Source organism: Bartonella kosoyi (assembly GCF_003606325.2).
Lineage (GTDB): Bacteria > Pseudomonadota > Alphaproteobacteria > Rhizobiales > Rhizobiaceae > Bartonella > Bartonella kosoyi.
Genome location: NZ_CP031843.2, coordinates 2,179,341 through 2,196,813, shown reverse-complemented (window position 1 = coordinate 2,196,813; position 17,473 = coordinate 2,179,341). Strand labels below are relative to the sequence as shown.

Annotated in this window: 20 protein-coding genes, 1 tRNA gene and 2 pseudogenes; 12 read left to right on the top strand and 11 right to left on the bottom strand. The window is 41.7% G+C overall.

Going from position 1 to position 17,473, the window contains the following annotated elements:
* Nucleotides 1-57 precede the first annotated feature (57 nt).
* Nucleotides 58-333 (top strand): hypothetical protein, encoded by a 276-nt coding sequence (locus tag D1093_RS09465; protein WP_150222332.1) that lies wholly within the window; start codon nucleotides 58-60, stop codon nucleotides 331-333.
* Here the strand turns inward: D1093_RS09465 and D1093_RS09460 are convergent.
* The gene (locus D1093_RS09460) at nucleotides 311-1,402 is read right to left on the bottom strand and encodes a YdaU family protein (protein ID WP_150222329.1); all 1,092 of its coding nucleotides are present in this window, start codon (nucleotides 1,400-1,402) and stop codon (nucleotides 311-313) included. The two genes, D1093_RS09465 and D1093_RS09460, sit on opposite strands and share 23 nt — an antisense overlap.
* A 405-nt stretch (nucleotides 1,403-1,807) precedes the next feature.
* Here D1093_RS09460 and D1093_RS09455 point away from each other — a divergent pair, with 405 nt between their 5' ends.
* The 6 genes from D1093_RS09455 (at nucleotide 1,808) to D1093_RS09430 (ending at nucleotide 4,865) form a co-directional block, all read left to right on the top strand.
* A complete protein-coding gene (locus D1093_RS09455) occupies nucleotides 1,808-2,125 on the top strand; it encodes a helix-turn-helix transcriptional regulator (protein ID WP_150222327.1) in 318 nt (105 codons plus the stop codon).
* Between the two features lie 313 nt (nucleotides 2,126-2,438).
* Complete coding sequence (locus tag D1093_RS09450) at nucleotides 2,439-2,828, top strand: hypothetical protein (RefSeq protein ID WP_150222325.1); 390 nt, start codon at nucleotides 2,439-2,441, stop codon at nucleotides 2,826-2,828.
* A gap of 2 nt (nucleotides 2,829-2,830) precedes the next feature.
* Nucleotides 2,831-3,019 carry a hypothetical protein gene (locus D1093_RS09445; RefSeq protein WP_150222323.1) on the top strand — a complete coding sequence of 63 codons (189 nt, stop codon included), beginning with the start codon at nucleotides 2,831-2,833 and terminating at the stop codon, nucleotides 3,017-3,019.
* Nucleotides 3,020-3,085: 66 nt separating this feature from the next.
* Nucleotides 3,086-3,256: a hypothetical protein gene (locus tag D1093_RS10000; protein ID WP_167309101.1), complete on the top strand. Its 171-nt coding sequence runs from the start codon at nucleotides 3,086-3,088 to the stop codon at nucleotides 3,254-3,256.
* Between the two features lie 296 nt (nucleotides 3,257-3,552).
* Nucleotides 3,553-3,747, top strand: coding sequence for a hypothetical protein (locus D1093_RS09435; protein WP_150222321.1), 195 nt, complete (start codon nucleotides 3,553-3,555; stop codon nucleotides 3,745-3,747).
* Between the two features lie 359 nt (nucleotides 3,748-4,106).
* On the top strand, nucleotides 4,107-4,865 hold the full coding sequence (locus tag D1093_RS09430; RefSeq protein WP_150222319.1) for a lambda exonuclease family protein: 759 nt from the start codon (nucleotides 4,107-4,109) through the stop codon (nucleotides 4,863-4,865).
* 177 nt (nucleotides 4,866-5,042) lie between these two features.
* On the opposite strand, the gene D1093_RS09425 is transcribed toward D1093_RS09430, so the two are convergent.
* The 4 genes from D1093_RS09425 to D1093_RS09410 all read right to left on the bottom strand — a co-directional run bounded on the left by D1093_RS09425 (nucleotide 5,043) and on the right by D1093_RS09410 (nucleotide 7,224).
* The gene (locus tag D1093_RS09425; protein WP_120102250.1) at nucleotides 5,043-5,333 is read right to left on the bottom strand and encodes a hypothetical protein; all 291 of its coding nucleotides are present in this window, start codon (nucleotides 5,331-5,333) and stop codon (nucleotides 5,043-5,045) included.
* Between the two features lie 7 nt (nucleotides 5,334-5,340).
* Complete coding sequence (locus tag D1093_RS09420) at nucleotides 5,341-5,529, bottom strand: hypothetical protein (RefSeq protein WP_120102249.1); 189 nt, start codon at nucleotides 5,527-5,529, stop codon at nucleotides 5,341-5,343.
* Between the two features lie 250 nt (nucleotides 5,530-5,779).
* Nucleotides 5,780-6,277 carry a hypothetical protein gene (locus D1093_RS09415; RefSeq protein ID WP_244614001.1) on the bottom strand — a complete coding sequence of 166 codons (498 nt, stop codon included), beginning with the start codon at nucleotides 6,275-6,277 and terminating at the stop codon, nucleotides 5,780-5,782.
* Nucleotides 6,278-7,149: 872 nt separating this feature from the next.
* A tRNA-Thr gene (locus D1093_RS09410) sits at nucleotides 7,150-7,224 on the bottom strand.
* A 180-nt stretch (nucleotides 7,225-7,404) separates the two neighbouring features.
* Between D1093_RS09410 and D1093_RS09995 the strand changes: the two genes are divergently transcribed.
* The 5 genes and pseudogenes from D1093_RS09995 (at nucleotide 7,405) to D1093_RS09990 (ending at nucleotide 11,043) form a co-directional block, all read left to right on the top strand.
* Nucleotides 7,405-7,557, top strand: a complete 153-nt coding sequence (locus tag D1093_RS09995; protein WP_164713652.1) for a hypothetical protein — start codon at nucleotides 7,405-7,407, stop codon at nucleotides 7,555-7,557.
* A gap of 165 nt (nucleotides 7,558-7,722) precedes the next feature.
* A complete protein-coding gene (murA, locus tag D1093_RS09405; RefSeq protein WP_120102245.1) occupies nucleotides 7,723-9,018 on the top strand; it encodes a UDP-N-acetylglucosamine 1-carboxyvinyltransferase in 1,296 nt (431 codons plus the stop codon).
* A gap of 113 nt (nucleotides 9,019-9,131) precedes the next feature.
* A pseudogene (locus D1093_RS09400) lies at nucleotides 9,132-9,652 on the top strand (UDP-N-acetylglucosamine 1-carboxyvinyltransferase); the annotation flags it as partial.
* A gap of 152 nt (nucleotides 9,653-9,804) precedes the next feature.
* Nucleotides 9,805-10,325: pseudogene (locus tag D1093_RS09395) on the top strand (UDP-N-acetylglucosamine 1-carboxyvinyltransferase); the annotation flags it as partial.
* Nucleotides 10,326-10,881: 556 nt separating this feature from the next.
* A complete protein-coding gene (locus D1093_RS09990; RefSeq protein WP_167309100.1) occupies nucleotides 10,882-11,043 on the top strand; it encodes a hypothetical protein in 162 nt (53 codons plus the stop codon).
* 158 nt (nucleotides 11,044-11,201) lie between these two features.
* Here D1093_RS09990 and D1093_RS09385 read toward each other — a convergent pair whose 3' ends face one another.
* The 6 genes from D1093_RS09385 to D1093_RS09360 form a co-directional block, all read right to left on the bottom strand.
* Nucleotides 11,202-13,376 (bottom strand): isocitrate/isopropylmalate family dehydrogenase, encoded by a 2,175-nt coding sequence (locus D1093_RS09385; protein WP_120102422.1) that lies wholly within the window; start codon nucleotides 13,374-13,376, stop codon nucleotides 11,202-11,204.
* A gap of 195 nt (nucleotides 13,377-13,571) precedes the next feature.
* Nucleotides 13,572-13,751: a hypothetical protein gene (locus D1093_RS09380; RefSeq protein WP_120102244.1), complete on the bottom strand. Its 180-nt coding sequence runs from the start codon at nucleotides 13,749-13,751 to the stop codon at nucleotides 13,572-13,574.
* A 543-nt stretch (nucleotides 13,752-14,294) separates the two neighbouring features.
* On the bottom strand, nucleotides 14,295-14,609 hold the full coding sequence (locus D1093_RS09375) for a beta/alpha barrel domain-containing protein (RefSeq protein ID WP_167309099.1): 315 nt from the start codon (nucleotides 14,607-14,609) through the stop codon (nucleotides 14,295-14,297).
* A 154-nt stretch (nucleotides 14,610-14,763) separates the two neighbouring features.
* Entirely contained in the window at nucleotides 14,764-15,090 is a 327-nt protein-coding gene (locus D1093_RS09370; protein WP_120102240.1) for a beta/alpha barrel domain-containing protein, read from the bottom strand.
* 17 nt (nucleotides 15,091-15,107) lie between these two features.
* Nucleotides 15,108-16,307 (bottom strand): multidrug effflux MFS transporter, encoded by a 1,200-nt coding sequence (locus tag D1093_RS09365; RefSeq protein ID WP_120102239.1) that lies wholly within the window; start codon nucleotides 16,305-16,307, stop codon nucleotides 15,108-15,110.
* A gap of 341 nt (nucleotides 16,308-16,648) precedes the next feature.
* Complete coding sequence (locus D1093_RS09360) at nucleotides 16,649-17,470, bottom strand: TIGR00282 family metallophosphoesterase (protein ID WP_120102420.1); 822 nt, start codon at nucleotides 17,468-17,470, stop codon at nucleotides 16,649-16,651.
* Nucleotides 17,471-17,473: the final 3 nt, after the last annotated feature.

Below are 17,473 nucleotides of genomic sequence, written 5' to 3'. Positions count from 1 at the left end.
GTGTGGGAAGTGGAGCCCTTGTGCAAGGACGGTGGGGCAAGGTGTGTTTGTGCTGGAGTGGGTGGCTGGAGGGCGGCTGTAAGGTGTTGTGTTCCTTTGCGTGGAAAAGATGAGGCGTGTGGGGCATGGGCTGTTATGATGGGAGCAGTGTGGGGGATGGGGATGCGTTTTATGGTGGCTGCTTTGCCTGTTGTTTGGGTGGGTGTTGTTTTGTTCAGGGTTATTTTGTCTGATGGTGTTTTGTTTATGGTTTTGAAACATTGGTGCCCCCGCGTTTGCTTGTGTGAAAAAAGGGTTGGGCTATGTGATGTCAACAATCGTCGCTATAGTTGATCAGACTGCGGTAAAGGTTCTCGTCGCTCGCATAAGGGCGTGGTGAGACGCTTTCCTGTTTTTGCTGTTCTAGCCGTTCGATCTCACGGCGAAACCAGTTGCGCCATGTGGCTTGCCAATCTACTTTGAGGGCTTCTTTGCCACTCTTGGCTTGCCAGTAGTCGCGAAACTTCTTGGCTTGCCAATGGGCTTGGCTCTCACTTAAGCCTTCTGAAATTGCTGCCTTGATGTCTGCTTGCCAAGTTGCAGGAAGACGGTGTCCTTTGACAATGCTGGAGGGGGTGTTTTTTTTGTTGAAACAAGGCGACGATGGCGATGTTGAAAAGCTTGAGGACACACAATTGGCGGGTTTTTTTGTATTTTTCTTTGGGACAATTGCTGTGAGAGCGGCTTCTCGCGCCCCTGCTTGGAGAGCGGTGGCGGTGCTATTTTCATGCTTTGTTTCTGCCGCTGAGGAGGCGGCTAGTGAGGCGGAATTTGGTGAGGAAGAAAGCGCCAATGTGGGAGGTGGTGCGCTTTGCTCAAAGCTCTCTTGGCTGGAAAGCGCAGGTTCTTTCTCATCAAATACCCTATTCTTTTCAAAAACACCGTTAGGTGTTTCCTTTTCTTCTTCTTCTGCCTTTTGAGCTTCTAAACTTTGTTGATCATCTTTTGTTCGTGCGTTGAGCGGTTGTTGAATCTCAGCATTGATTTTCTTGCGCTTTTTTGCTGAAGAACGACCCGCAAAGGATTTTTGTTCCAGCAATTTTTCACGCTCTTGAAAAACATTTTCGCAACGCGCATTCCATAAGCCATTGGCTAAATTTAAAATCTTACCTTCTCGGATCAGCATGCCTAAAACATTAACAAAAGTTCGCTTGTCACAACCGCAAAGACGCGCTAAACGTTCTTCCGATATTTCTAGAGGACGACCGCGTGCATACATTTCATTGAGAAGAATCGTATAAATTCCAATCTCGTGTGCGCGCATGCCACGAACACCGCCTAGAAAGTCATTTTGGTACCAACAAACATATGGAAGCCTGGACGATTCATAGTGAGGAGTTTCTTGTTGATTAACGTTTTTCATACGGCAATCTACTTTCTTCTTTCTTATACAGTTTCATTGACGATAAAAGCGTAAACAGAAATTTAGCTTGTTGTTGCTTTTGGCTCTGCTCAATAACGATTAAGAGACTTCTTTATGATCTTTATCAATGAATGAGTGCGCTTGAAGGGCATGAAAACTTAAAACTTGAGATTATAGTGATGGAAAAAATAAAAAGGACAACACTTCTCAATGGCTTAGCTTTTGGAAGTGGTCTTTCGTACCCTATGGTGTGGTGAAAGCGTTTTTATGAGCAAAAAATGATTTTTTATTCCCCCTTAAAAAATAAAATTTGTCTCCTTCATTTTATCCTTTTTAAAGGATATTTCAAGCCCATTTTGTAAAAAGGACGTGTTTTTTTTAAAAGACGCGCTATATGGTGAAATTATGAATATCGATGGTTGGCGTAAAAGATTGAGGGCCGCTTTGGAAAAAAGTGGACGCTCAAAAAGGTCTATCTCCCTCGCTGCCGGTAAAGGTGCGGGCTACCTTCATTCTATCCTTTCTGAAGGAAAAGAGCCAACAATCGAATCTCTTTCGCGAATTTGTCACGAAATTGATATCAGTATGAATTATATTCTTTACGGTAAGGGGGCTAGCCTTGAAGATAAAGAATTTATAGAGCTTATTTCAAAGCTCTCTCCTGAAGAGAGACAGGCGATTTTAACTCTTTTGCGGCGACCCATTGGCGAAGCTTCAAAATAAGTTCTTTTTGTGCTTTTGAATCAAGACGACTCCAGTATTCTATTAATATTATATCACTCATTTTATCTCTCCTGTGTGTTTATCGTTGCAATTAAGTGAGAACAAATAGCGAACAACAAAAGAACATGAGGGGAACAGGAAATAACAGATCTTTGGTTATGTATGTCATTTGAACCCCGCAAAGACTTAAAATATATCTTTTATGAAGGATAAAATGCTTGACATCTCTCCTATAGAGGAGATAAGACTAACGCTATATTTGATCTTGTCAAGATGAAGCTCTGCTTTATCAACTATCTAAAGGGGGAAAATCATGAAAAATATTCCATTCGTTAAAGAGGATGAAATCATTATCATTCTCTGCGAAGATGAAAAGCCAGATAGCTATGAAGGACCTATCGAGGAAATCGAAGAAGTACTCGAACTGATTGAAGAATCTGAAACTGTTTATAAAGTTTTACGATTTGATCTTACAACAAATCATGCTGAAGATGTGACCGAACAAATCGCTGATTGTTATGTTGAAAATTATGAAATAAACGAAGAAAATACACACTTGCAGCCCTTCATTTTGAATAGTGAAGCCTATCATACCTGTTTAGATGAAAGAGTGGCACGCGATTATGAAGATAATCTCTATGGATCTTATGAAAAACAGCATCGTTTACGCCCTTGTGATGTCTTGTCAGATTATTGGTGGTAATCATGCCAAGTTATCTCAAAACTTCTTATCGAGGCTTTCCACTTTATTATGCTGGAAAGACTCGAAATCTCATCAGACTTGAACCACAAAAACACAATGCTGTTCTTTTTATATCGCAAGAGGTGGCTCTGTCGATGGCAAAAAACTTGGCAGAAGAATATTGTCGCTGTGATTTTTCTGTCGTGCAATAGCAGCATGGAAAAAAGCTCCTCCCCTCCTATGAAATAGATCATTGATGGGCAAGGTAAAGGCCTCCAGTGTTTTTTTACGGGGGGAAAGGACGGGCTTTCCTTTCATTCATTTCTAGGCGCTGTTGGGGGGGAAGTGCTGTTTTGTTGGGGCGGGGAGCCGATAGGGGAGCGCTCGTCAAGAGAAAGGAGGAGGGGATGAGTACGGCGCGTGAGGGAGAAAAGTTGGTGGGGGGGTGATTGATTTTAGCGGATAGGAAATGAAAATGAAAAAGATGTCGAGGAAGATAGGGGGGAGCGACAAGTGAAAGCGTGCTGGAGAACGAAAATGAGGATGAGGCGAGAAAGAGGCGGATCTTGTACAGCGTTGATGAGGGGCAAGCTTTTGTCACAAGAAAAGAGCAAAGCAGAAAAGTAGGAGGTGTTGGAGGGGGGAAAAGCTTCGCATGACAAGTATTGCTTGGGAAAATGGTAGTGGTGTTTGAAGGGGGAAGCTAAGGACGTAGGGGGAAAGAAGGGGATTTTGTGCAGCGTTGATGAGGGGCAAAGCTTTCATCACAAGGCAAAAGCAAGGTGGAAAAGCAGGTGGGTGTTGGAGGAGGATGCAAGCAGGGGGCTTAGTGCGTGTGAAAGTATTTTGGGAAAATGGTGGGCGGTTTTGGGGGGCGCCAAGGAGGGGATCAGGAAGCGCTTTGGGGCAAGATGTTGGGGAGAGTGAGAGAGATGTTTAGGCATATTGGGCGCGGTTTTGTCCGCTTTTGTATTGTGTGTGTGAGGGGCAATGAGAGCTCCAACTATGGCGGGAAAGTTGACGGATAATTGACGCGGCAAGTGTTTTTTCATTGGAGGAAAGGAAGGGCTTTCCTTTCATTCATTGCTAGGGGTTGTTTGGGGGAGGTGCTGTTTTGTTGGGAGGGGGAGCCGATAGGGGCGCCAGTATGGAGAGAGAGGGTGTGTGAAGCGTTTGTAGAATTTTTTGGGAGGGAGGAGGCGTCTGTTGTGCGTGGGGGGGGGAAGTGTGATGTTTTAAAGAGCATCTTGCAAAGAGGATAGAGTGTCAAAAAAAGAGCCAGATAAAGGGGGGGGAAACATGCCAATTATTATCGATTGTATTCAGGGAACAGAGGAATGGCAAAAAGCGCGCAATGGTTTGATTACAGCTTCTCTGTTTGAGATGGTTATGGCAGAAAAAAAACAGGGACAAAAAACATCACGCTATCATAGTGTCATGATGAAATTGGCAGGAGAAAGAATGACCGGAAAAACCGTTGAGGAAGGGACAACACTTTCTCAGCGTCGGGGGACAGAATTAGAACCAAGCGCGCGACAGCTTTATGGAAAATTGACACAGACAGAACCCGAATGTATTGGCTTTGTTTTAGCCGATGATCGCAGAAAAGGATTTTCTCCTGATGCTTTTGTGGGAAAAAATGGATTGTTGGAAATTAAAACAAAAAAACCTGAAATTTTGATTCCTCATTTTGCGCAAAAAAATTTTCCAGAAGAACATAAAGCACAATGTCAAGGAGGCTTATGGATTTCTCAACGCGAATGGGTGGATTTAATGCTCTATTGGCCGGATATGCCTCCTTTAATCAAACGGGCTTATCGTGATGAAGCCTATATCAGCAAGCTTGAAGTTGAAATTCATCGTTTTAATGAGGCTTTGGAGAAGATGGTCCAGCACATTAAATGTTTCGAGACAGGCTTTAGCATAAGAACAGACAGGGCTTTGAGGGAGAGGGAAGGCAAAAAGTTGAAGACAAAGCGTCTGTTGAGAGGAAAAACAAGCGTAAAACGGGGAAGAAAGGGATCTTGTGCAGCGTTGATTGGAGAGAAAATTCTATAAAAAGGTAAGTTTTAAGGGGAGAGAGTGCAGACGCTTAGCGTGACACGTATGACTTGGAAAATGGCGGTACGTGGCACATGGTATCTCAATGCGCGGAGATACAGTTCAAAACGCTTGAAAATGTGCGGCGTTCTTCATATTTTGAGAAAGTTTTTTTACAAAAGAAGTGAGAGACGATCAACCAATTATAAAGGGGATGCCCATAATTGCCAAGGCTGTCATTATTGTCAATAAACAGGCTGGAATCTTAAAGCGAAAACGCCAAAGGATATTGATTGGAACGGACATGATCGTCGTTATGATGAATCCTACGATAAACCATTGCAGAGATAATCCTATTATATTGATCTCATTTCTATTCAAACGATCTTGTTCTAATTCTTTCTCTGAAAACACAATCGATAATAGAAAAACCACGATAAACAGGAAATTCTCTACTTGGACAAGAAGTAACGGAAAATTTTTCAAGCTTTGACTATTCTGCTTCTTGTTCTATTTCCAATCGCTTCTTTTCTAGTTTTTGTCTTATATATTCTTTTGAAATACAATTGATCGGAGCTGTCCCCCCTACGAAAAATCCTTCTTTTGCACAGCTACTCTTTACAGGATCTGTGAATAAAACTGCGCTTATTGCTACAGCAAACAAAATAAGGGGTTTAAACATGGGGCTTTATTGTCTTTTGTTGCTAACGCGCTTTTATAAGCAATTTCTGTTGAAAGGATCAATATGTGTTCTTTTTGCGTTGAAAATATGCACAGAAACGTGTTTAACGAAAACGGTGATAGTGAGATCATCCTGTATTCCAATAAGGGTGTAGTACAGGTTAAAGCCCCGCTCAGGCGGGGTTTTTATTTGTTGGAGAGGGGATGAATGGTTTTTTTAAAGTACTTTGAAAGACATTTTATTGTCCGTTCTAAAGATTTTTCAGATACTGTTTCAATTTTTCAAAAGCGCTATATCTCACAGGAGATCTTACATCTTTGTTTTTATAAGGCATCATTGTACGATATATATTTACAGCAAGGGCGCATATCTGTCCTGTATTGCTAAAACGAGTAGCCTCACTGGTTATTATCATTTCTTCTGTACGAAGCGTTTGTTCTTTTCGACTAATGCCATCGGGAGAATCCCAAAATGCTTCTGCGTACGCAAACATCGGATCATCAAAGTTTGTTTCAAATTTTACTTCTAAGAAACGTCGTGTTAAATTATTCCAAGAACCATCATATTGCACGACAATATTTTTAAAAGCCTCAAATTCACTTTTAAAATTATTAAATACAAGTGATGGCATATTTTTATTGCCTTGCCATAAATCGGCAAAGCGCCCACAAAAAACAAGGGCTATGTGATAATGTTTTAAAATATCAAATTCTGGAGGATTGTTGGTAATATTATTAAGTATTTCCAAAATTGATTGTTATCATATTTTATAGAGAGCACGGGTGTTATACTCTTTTGATAATATTCTATTTCTTTTTTGGCTTTTTCTAATTTCTGGGAATATTCTGAAGTCGTATAATTTTCATGGACATATTCTTGGTAAAGTCTATTGTATTCAGCGAGGGGTTCTTACCTTCTTATACCCAATAATAGAGAGACAGAAAAAACTATTATGGGTATTATAATGCAGGTTTTAGATAGTGATTTTACCATTTTAACCTTTAATGATTATCATGAATGTTTAACGGATTTATGCTAATTAGATCAATCTGTGTTGTTTTTGTGTTGAAAAATATACACATAATGAAAATATGCACAGAGACGTGTTTAATGAAAACAGTGATAGTGATCATCCTGTATTCCAACAAAGGGGTGTGGTACAGGTTAAAACTCCGCTCAGGCGGGGTTTTTATTTGTTGGAGAGGGGATTCATATCATAAGTAGGATCGCCTCGTAGGGGAAAAACATTCAAAAAATGAAAATGCCTCGACAAGTCTAAAAGAGCTAAGGTGAAGGCAACGGGCTTTTGCAACAGAGAGGCTTGGGTAAAGAGAAGAAGAGGGTTTTTCATGAAGCCAAGAGCAGGTATGCAAGGTAAGAGGAAGATGTGCAATGAATGGGGGCATTGTTCTTGGCGTGTCAATGTCAAAATTTGTGCGCAGAGCGTTTGAGAGATCTTGCAAAGTGTTTGGGAAGCTAAACGCGTCATTGAGATCATTAATTTTGAAGCCATTAAAGCGCATGGTCTAAAGGAGAGGGGCTGGGAATGAAGCCGATGGAGGTTGGGAGGAGAAAGATTGATGCTTAATGGGCAAGATTTAATGGGCAAGAAGAATACAATGGTGCTGCGAGAGAGGATTGAACTCTCGACCTCTCCCTTACCAAGGGAGTGCTCTACCACTGAGCTACCGCAGCCGTTTTCAATCGTTGCGCTGTCTTGTGCCATATTGTCAGAAAATAGGCAAGAGAACATTTGTATATTCTTGCAAGAAAACGTATCTTATGTCATGACATAAATATTTCTTATACTCTTAACATATTTAAAAGCCGTGAGTTGATTGGATAGAAGCTCAACACTGTTTAAAAGGTTGCGCAATGACACAGATGCATCAAAAACAAAAGCACGATGAAATAAATCATCAAGAGGAAAAAGCAAAACGACGCCAAGAAAGATTGGCGCAGCAATTGCGCCAAAACTTAAAACGTCGAAAAGAGCAAAGTCGAAAAAGAGCCCAAGAAGAGCTTTAGAATGCAAAAAAAATGTTTTTTTTAAGGCATCTTTGCAACCAAACGTCTCAATTATTTGTTCTCATTGTTAGAAGACGTTTTAAAAAAACGATCAATAAAGCATAACTTTTCAAAAGGATAAAAACCTTTGGAAGGGGTGGCGCAAAGGAAAAGAGGGAAAACACGATGGATGCTATTCAAATTGTTGGTGGGGAAAAACTTAAAGGGACAATTCCGATTTCAGGAGCAAAAAATGCTGCATTGCCTCTTATGATTGCGTCATTGTTGACAGAAGAAACGCTTACGCTAGAAAATATTCCGCATCTTGCTGATGTTGAGTTGCTTATTCGTATTCTTAATAATCATGGGGTGGGATATGCCGTTGATGGACAAGAGTTTGATGATGATGGGACCAATTCAAGAACCATTCACTTTACCGCGCAAAAAATAGCCACAACACGGGCGTCTTACGAATTGGTGAGAAAAATGCGTGCAAGCTTTTGGGTGATTGGACCGCTGCTTGCTCGATGCTTCGAGGCTTATGTTTCGCTTCCTGGAGGGTGTGCTATTGGAACAAGACCCGTGGATTTTATTCTCGAAGGACTAAAAAGTTTAGGCACTCATATTACGATCGAAAATGGATATGTTCATGCAAAAGCACCAAAGGGATTAAAAGGGGCGCATTACCGTTTTCCTAAAGTTACGGTTGGGGGAACCCATGTGTTGCTGATGGCGGCGACAATGGCAAAGGGAACAACCACTCTTGAGAATGCGGCGTGTGAACCAGAAGTTACAAATCTTATTCGAACCTTGAATGCCATGGGGGCTCAAATAACGGGTGAAGGAACAACGACGCTGACCATTGAAGGGGTGAAAAAACTCAAAGGAACAAGAATACGCGTCATTGCCGATCGAATTGAGGCGGGGACATATGCAATGGCTGTGGCAATAGTGGGGGGAGATGTCTTTCTGAAAAATGCTAACCCTAATCATCTGACAACAGTGCTGAAGGTTTTACAAAAAACAGGGCTTGAGATTCAAATAGAACCTCAAGGAATTCACGTGAAGCGAAATCCAAAAAACACAAAAATTATGCCGGTTGATATTAAAACAGGACCATATCCTGCTTTTCCAACGGATCTCCAAGCGCAGTTTATGGCGCTGATGACACGGGCTGAAGGCATTTCCCATATCACGGAGACGGTTTTTGAAAATCGTTTTATGCATGTTCAAGAACTTAATCGTTTAGGGGCAGAGATAAAACTCGATGGTGAGAGAGCAACTGTCTATGGAAAGGAGAAGTTGCAAGGCGCCCCCGTGATGGCAACCGATTTGCGCGCTTCTGTTTCTCTGGTAATTGCGGCATTGGCTGCAAAGGGCGAAACAATCGTTAATCGTGTTTACCATCTTGATCGTGGCTTTGAGCGGTTGGAAGAAAAATTAGCCCGATGTGGGGCGAAAATTCAACGGATAACGGCGTGATCTTATCCCAAGAACATGGCTTGAATGTCTGTTGTTTGGAGGGGGCATTCAGGCATGTTTTTAGGTGCGCTGTGAGAGGCGGTGATGGCGGGGAATCCCATGAAACAGAAGAGGTGGCAATAGTGGGGGGTGATGTCTTTTTTGAAAAATGCTAATCCTCATCATCTGACAACAGTGCTGAAGGTTTTACAAAAAACAGGGCTTGAGATTCACATGAGAGCCTCAAGGAATTCACGTGAAGCGAAATCCAAAAAACACAAAAATTATGCCGGTTGATATTAAAACAGGACCATATCCTGCTTTTCCAACGGATCTCCAAGCGCAGTTTATGGCGCTGATGACACGGGCTGAAGGCATTTCCCATATCACGGAGACGGTTTTTGAAAATCGTTTTATGCATCTCTGAGAACTTAATCGTTTAGGGGCAGAGATAAAACGCGATGGACAAACGGCGACGGTCTATGGAACATGAGAAGTTGCAAGGCGCCCCCGTGATGGCAACCGATTTGCGCGCTTCTGTTTCTCTGGTAATTGCGGCCCTTTTAGTCTTGTTACCTTGGCTGCAAAGGGCGAAACAATCGTTAATCGTGTTTACCATCTTGATCGTGGCTTTGAGCGGTTGGAAGAAAAATGAACCCGATGTGGGGCGAAAATTCAACGGATAATGGCGTGATCTTATCCCAAGAACATGGCTTGAATGTCTGTTGTTTGGAGGGGGCATTCAGGCATGTTTTTAGGTGCGCTGTGAGAGGCGGTGATGGCGGGGAATCCCATGAAACAGAAGAGGTGGCAATAGTGGGGGGTGATGTCTTTTTTGAAAAATGCTAATCCTCATCATCTGACAACAGTGCTGAAGGTTTTACAAAAAACAGGGCTTGAGATTCACATGAGAGCCTCAAGGAATTCACGTGAAGCGAAATCCAAAAAACACAAAAATTATGCCGGTTGATATTAAAACAGGACCATATCCTGCTTTTCCAACGGATCTCCAAGCGCAGTTTATGGCGCTGATGACACGGGCTGAAGGCATTTCCCATATCACGGAGACGGTTTTTGAAAATCGTTTTATGCATCTCTGAGAACTTAATCGTTTAGGGGCAGAGATAAAACGCGATGGACAAACGGCGACGGTCTATGGAACATGAGAAGTTGCAAGGCGCCCCCGTGATGGCAACCGATTTGCGCGCTTCTGTTTCTCTGGTAATTGCGGCCCTTTTAGTCTTGTTACCTTGGCTGCAAAGGGCGAAACAATCGTTAATCGTGTTTACCATCTTGATCGTGGCTTTGAGCGGTTGGAAGAAAAATGAACCCGATGTGGGGCGAAAATTCAACGGATAACGGCGTAAATCCTGTCAAAGGGATGCTGACATTGAAGAGGCTGAGGGAGATTTCTTGGGGGAAATTATTTTGGGGGAGGCATGATTTTTAAAATTCCCTCTTTGAGGGGCGTGATTTCTCATGGAATAAAACACGGCTTTAAATTTTATTGTAAATTTTTCGAAATTACTTTATCAATAGACCTTGTGAGTTTGGTTGTATACGCGACAACCAATAGGGAACTGAAAGCCCTAAAGTTCAGTACATAAAATTAACCTACTTTTGTGGGTATCCCGGAATTCCGGGAGATTTTGCACTGTCCAGGTGTGTCCACACACTAAAAGCAAAAAAAGCTGACTGAACTCAGTACTTTCAGACTCCCGGAATACGCATAAGAGGCGCTCGCAATGGGTCAGGGGGGTGACCCGTGAAAGCTAGAAAACAGCCTTCTGGTTGATTTCTCATGAGTGTAAAAAAATTTAAAGAGTCTTTTTTCTCCATAATAAATTATTCGATAGTTTTTTTCTAAAGGAAGGGAGTGCTGTGGTGGCGGGTGCTGTGGTGGCGGGTGCTGTGGTGGCAGGTGCTGTGGTGCGGGTGCTGTGGTGGCGGGTGCTGTGGTGGCGGGTGCTGTGGTGGCGGGTGTTGACCTTTTCCTCGCAGAAATATCCCAAGAAAATCTCTTCCTTTTCATTTAAAAAATCATAAAGTTCTTATCCTTTATTCTTAAAGGCGGCTTGAGATAAAGCGCTTTGGGTGAGAGGAAAACGCATTCCATCAAACAAAGGGCGCTCTCGTCGTGGTTTCTGTATTCAAAGGCGCTCTCTCTCCAAGCGTTTTTTCAATGTTTCAACAGTGTGATTGACTCATTGGCTGTTTTCCCTTCGCAAAACTCTTTTTAAAACCGACCACGCAGCATATTCTTGTAAAACAACACCTAAAAGCGGTCGTGTATAGGGAAAGGTAAGTTGATCTTCATCATAGCCTTTCATCTGTACGGTTATTGTTGCATGGCCAAGGCTCTCTGGCTGCTTTTCTAATGTTTCAATGGAAGGGGAGAGGCTTACTTCAACCTCAATCTGCGGAATATTTTGGGGATTTTTTTCTGGCACCTGAAAATATTTTAAAAGATGTGGATCATCGATCAACCAATGTATCTGTGCGTATTTTGCGAGTTGTTGAGACGCTGTGGTCACTTCTCTGCCTACCAAATGGGAGCGAAAATGATGTTCAAATTCTTCGATTAAAGGTTGTGCCAAGGGGGTAGATGATTGACCAACCAATTGCACTAAAACATAGGGGCTTTTCCATAAAAAATGGCGTTCAAAGGGTTCATTTGCAAAATGACGATCAACCCAATGTGCAAGGGTACTTTCATCAATTCCAATCAAAGTCCAGGCATACTCCGCGCGCGATAGTGAAGAATATTTCTTCTCATTTTGCTGTAAATAATCTTCTAAAAGGGCAAGAGCTTGGGAGGGGGGACCAGGCAAAACAACAAGTGTGCTACCCTCACAAGAAAGGTAAAAACCAGGGGCTGTGCCTGTCGGATTATCAAGCACTGTTGCTGTTTTCGGAAATAAGGCTTGACGCGCATTATTCTTATCTGGCGCAATCTTTAACCGCTCCAATTGACCTTGTACTGTGTGCCAAACATCTTCATGATGCACCAAAGGTTGTCTTACAGCTTGAGAAACGCTATCTCGTGTTTTATCATCAGAGGTCGGTCCTAAGCCTCCACTGATGATAATCAAATCTTCTTGTCCAAGACAAGAAACAATCGTCTCACTGATTTGCTGTAATTGATCCGCACAAACAAAATGACGCGTGACTTGAATGTTTCTTTTTTCCAAACTTTGGCTTAAATCTTGTAAATTCGTATTCAAATATTGTCCTGAAAGAAGTTCATCACCAACGGTGATAATGGCTGCTCGATATGAAGAAACAGGATTTGCAAGAGAATTGCTAACAGCTTGTGCCATTTGACGCGGCGAGGCGCTCCCTCCTAGATCATGGGGGACCGTTTTTCCGCTACGGATAACGTGATCAACACTTTGAGACAATTCTTTTGCTTCCTCGTAAAAGCCTAAATGCTCTAAGAGTAAAGACACAGTATAAAACATTCCAGAAGGATTGGCTTTATTCTGCTCCGCAAGGTGTGGTGCACTTCCATGAGCTGGTTGAAAACAGGCAATCTTATCCCCCACATGAGCATGGGCTGCAAGCCCCAAGCCACCCATCACGCCGGCAGCAAGATTAGAGAGAATGGCGCCAAACATGTTTTCAGCAACAATCACACCAAATTGCTCTGGCTTTGTTGCAATCCACACTGCCAGAGCATCAACATTATGAATATCTGCTTCAATTTCTGGATAGTTTTGTGCGATTTTTTCAAAAATTTCCTGAGCAAATTGTCCACTTTCTCGCAGCACATTCGGCTTATCCGAAAAGGTAACCCGCTTAAATCCATGGCCACGTGCATAAGAAAAAGCGTATTCAAATAATCGCTCTAAACCAAAGCGTGTTTGCAAACGAACGGACCACGCTGCTTCTTTTAGACCATATTTTGCTAAATTGGGATGTTGTAACCAGGCGGATGTTTCAGGCGTGATCCCTCGAAAATCTAATCCCGCAGAAAGACCTTCACTCTTTTCGCTGATCACACAAAACTGAAAAGGCTTTTTGGGACCAATGATGTATCTTATCGGACATATCGTGGCAAACAAGCTTAACTTTTGGCGAAGTTGAAGAAGGGGAAAAACATCGCTCAAGTTTTGCTCTTTTAAAGGCGGCGCAAGTTCTTTTAAAGCCGTTTCTTTTCCTTTGTCTGTCACAACCCCAAGTAAAAGTGCATCACTGTCAGCTATCTTTTGCCATGTTGCTTGAGGAACAGAATCCCCTTCCTTTTTCCAACATTCCCAACCAATATCACCATACATGAATTCAATCGGTAATTGAAATTGCTCCAAGACCATCAGTGCTGCATCACAGAGCTCTGGTCCCACGCCATCTCCTGGTAGCACAAGAACTTTCTTTTTTATCATCTCGCTCCTCCATGCATCAATGACTGCATTTGTCATGACAGAATTTTCCCTCCCTCAAATGCAACCTAACCATGACAGATAATCTTATATTTATGATTGATACAATGGCTTTTTGTATGATGATGAACCAAAGCTGTCACTTTTTTCCCCTTAACGCTTAAAAACGTGTCCTTATTTTTAATAAGCTTATCTCTAGCATCCTTTCCCATAAGTGTTAAATCTTTTAGGTATCCATGCACGTGTCATCCGTTCAATGGCTATGCTTGTCTGATCTTTGGCTATGCTTGTCTGATCTTTGGCTATGCTTGTCTGATCTTTTGAAATTTTCCATAAGACTCTTTTTTCAATGGCGGTTGCACGAAAGAGTCTCATGTTTCTAAAGCCGCCAACAGATTACCTTCTTGCCAATAAGGTTAGAAGATATCCAAGGCATTGTTGCAAAACTTTATCTGGATAGTCTGGAGCATTCAAAGCTAAGGAGTGCGCACGCATTGGGGAGCCCGTGTTGCCAATATTGGTCCTCGTACTCCTGTTCATAGCAAAGCATACAAGCACAAAAGGCTCATAAAAGTGCTCTTTGAACTTTGCTGTAAGCAAAGGGATACCTTCTAGTGTAGCGTTGCTCGAAAAAAGAGATAATGTGTCTAGGAGTGTAACCTTAAAACCTCTTGCTAAAAATAGATTTTTAAAGGAGAGGGTAAAAACTTCCCTTGTCCCAAATTGGCATTACAGGCGCAAGAATAACACTATCAAAGCGCATGGCATTTAAACGCCTTGCGCTTTTTGTTTTGAAGCTTGGAGTGTCATGAGTCCCTTCTCTAATCCTAAAGACGTCTTACTCTTTCGCAAAGCTTGATATTCAACGCTGAAATGATTTAGGGCTAAAAGAAAATCGATAGAGCTTCCATGCACTGGTCAAACAAAAGAATGGTTCTTGAGATTTTCTGTTTGTTGCAAGATTTTATCTAGATTATAAGATGTTTTCTTTTTATGCAAATTTAAAAGCGCTAACCATAACTCTAAAGTGAGCTTTCCTGCTCCTTTGCCCATTCCCATTAATGAACTATCAATAAAGCTTGCACCTGCTTCTACAGCAGCTATGCTATTGGCCATAGCCATACCTAAATTATCGTGTGCATGAAAACCAATCTCTAGAGGTGTTATACTTTTTGTTTTTTGCACGAAGTGCGTTACAGTATCAGGTAAAAGACTTCCATGAGAATCGGCCAAATACAAAATGCTCGCGCCACAATCATTGGCTGCTATTGCTATATTCCGTCAATAGTTTTCATCACCTTGGCTCACTCTTGTGATATTGATACTGCTAGACAACCCTAGAGAACGCGCATAGCGGCAGAGTGTAAATGTAGATTCAGTATCATTTTTATTGAAACAGAGTCGTATAAAGTATGACTCCAAAATTTTTTAGCTCCCGAATATCCGACTGGTTAATATTATGTGGATGGGCAATAATAACAAGCTTAGCGTCCGGAACAGCTTTGTGTAATAGCTGAATATAGTCATTAGAGCACAAAGCTGTTTGACCCACGTTGTCCATCGGTTTAAACGAGCCCTTACGATAGCCGATCTCAACATATTCAACTTGAGAATGCATCAGATTTTTAATATGCTCGATGATGTAGTCTAATGAAAAAGAAAATTGATTTCGATATCCTCCATCACGTAAAGGGACATCAAGATTTTTAAGCATAGCCCCCCTCAATCTGGTTATTCGACTTGATTTATGGTGATAAAATAATTGGCTTTTCGAATATAAATGACAAAACCCACGAGACAGCATATTGCTAATAAAAGTGCAACAGCCGGAGGATTATGTCCGGATATTTTTCCGATCATTGCAGCGCTTAATGCAGCGCTTCCTAATTGTAAAGCGCCCATAACACCGGATGCTGCTCCAGCAGCTTGCGGATGTGACGAAATCGCCAACGCTGTTCCTAAAGGCAATAAAAAACCATTGCCAAAAGTAAGAAGTGAAATTGCACTTAAACTCGTTATAAGTGGCCATGGACTCACATACATTTGGATGCCAAACAATAACCCTCCTATGACAAAAATGATATATCCACGTCGGATTGTTCGTTCCATAGATTCTTGTTTAAGAAATCTTCGTGCAACCAAGTTCCCTAAGACATAGGTTAAAGAAACACCAATGTAACTATATCCAATAGAGTGAGTGGATAAACCCAAAGCTGTGAGAAAAAAAGGCGATTCTACGATGTAAGCGAAATAGGTTGCATAGGCAAAACACGGAATCAGTGCATAAAAAATAAATTGCTTATTTCTAAGGACGCCTAAACTTCCTTTAATGACTCCCACAGGCGTAAAAGATTGACGTTTTTGAGGCGGTAAAGTCTCTGTTATGACAAAATAACAAAGCAAAATGGTCGAAAGGATAAAAAGGCTTAAAAAGATAAAAGTGGCTTGCCAATTAAAAACTTGTAATAAGAGACCTCCAATTAATGGTGCAAGGGCTGGTGATGTTCCAACAAAAGGAAAAATAACCAAATAAAGCCTTCCTGCGGACTTTTTATCCATCAAATCATTAATAATCGCGCGACTTAAAACGATCCCGGAACAGGCTCCAAGACCTTGTAAAAAACGCAGTGCAAAAAAAGCTTGTATATGAACGGTGTAAATGATCCCCAAAGTGGTAAAGAACCACAAAAATAAGCCAAATAAAAGCGTCTTTTTACGTCCAAAATTATCGCTGAGTGGTCCATAAATCAGTTGTCCAAGTGCTAATGCAAGTAAAAAAACAGCCACTGCACTCTGAATATCAGACTCGCTTACCTGATAATATTGACGCATATCTCCAAGAGCGGGGAGAAAAATATCCGTAGATATTAAACCACCGATGGATAAACATACAATAGAAATTATAAATAATAAAGAAGGCTTATGGATCACAAAAAATACTTTTCAAATTTTAAGACTTCTAAAGTCAATTTATATTTATAAGTATAGTTACATTGTATAATTTTTTATAGTTACCCACAGGAAAAGAGGTGTGTTTTATACGTTACCTGCCTTTATCGTCATTGCTTTTTCGTTCACTCATGTCAATAAATGTCAGCTCATAAAAATACGTGAAAATAATTGAGAGATCTATAATTTATGAGGAGCTGGGATATTGGGGGCTTGAAAAATCACTTTGCAAAAAACAGTTCCCAAAAGGAAAAAGTGGCGCGTGACACCTCAAAGGAGGGAGCTTAAAAAAGCGGTCATCAAAGGGGGGCTTTGAAAGAAGCCTACCAAAAATCGGGAGCTTCAGGCTTTAAATGAGGACCAATCCGTACCGCTGAGACCTTTTCTGCTAAACCGGTGCGATCTGAAATCTCAACCGCTAAACCACAAAGGGTGGCTGGACCACACGCTGGTTCAAAACGATCTTGCTTTGTCTTATAAAGAAAACGGTGTAATGGTTCTTCTTTATCCATGCCAAGGGATGAGTTGTAATCGCCACACATGCCAGCATCTGTTAAATACGCACTGCCACCTTCTAAAATCTGTGCATCAGCGGTGGGAATATGCGTATGGGTACCAGCGATAACACTCACACGACCATCAAGAAAATGGCCAAAACATTGCTTCTCACTCGTCGTCTCTGCGTGAAAATCAAAAATAATGGCATCGGCTTGTTCCATTAAAGAACAGGCGAGCAGAATATTTTCTGCTGTTGCAAAGGGATCTTCTACTTGGCATGGCATAAAAACACTGCCCAACAGATTAGCAACAAGAACACGGGCGCCATTTTTTGCTGTAAAAACACTCGCACCTCTTCCTGGAGTCTCTTTCGAGAAATTGGCAGGACGTAAAAAACGATCACTCTCATGCGCATACTGTAACGCTTCTTTGTGAGAAAAAGCATGGTTTCCGGTGGTGACAACATCAACACCCGCCATTAAAAGATCTTGATACGTCTCTTGCTTGAGACCAAAACCATTAGAGGCATTTTCACCATTCACGACAACAAAATCAAGCTGCCATTTCTCAATCAGTTGAGGAAGATGCTCAAAGACAACTTTACAGCCTGTATTCCCAACAATGTCACCCAAAAATAAAAACCGCATAGG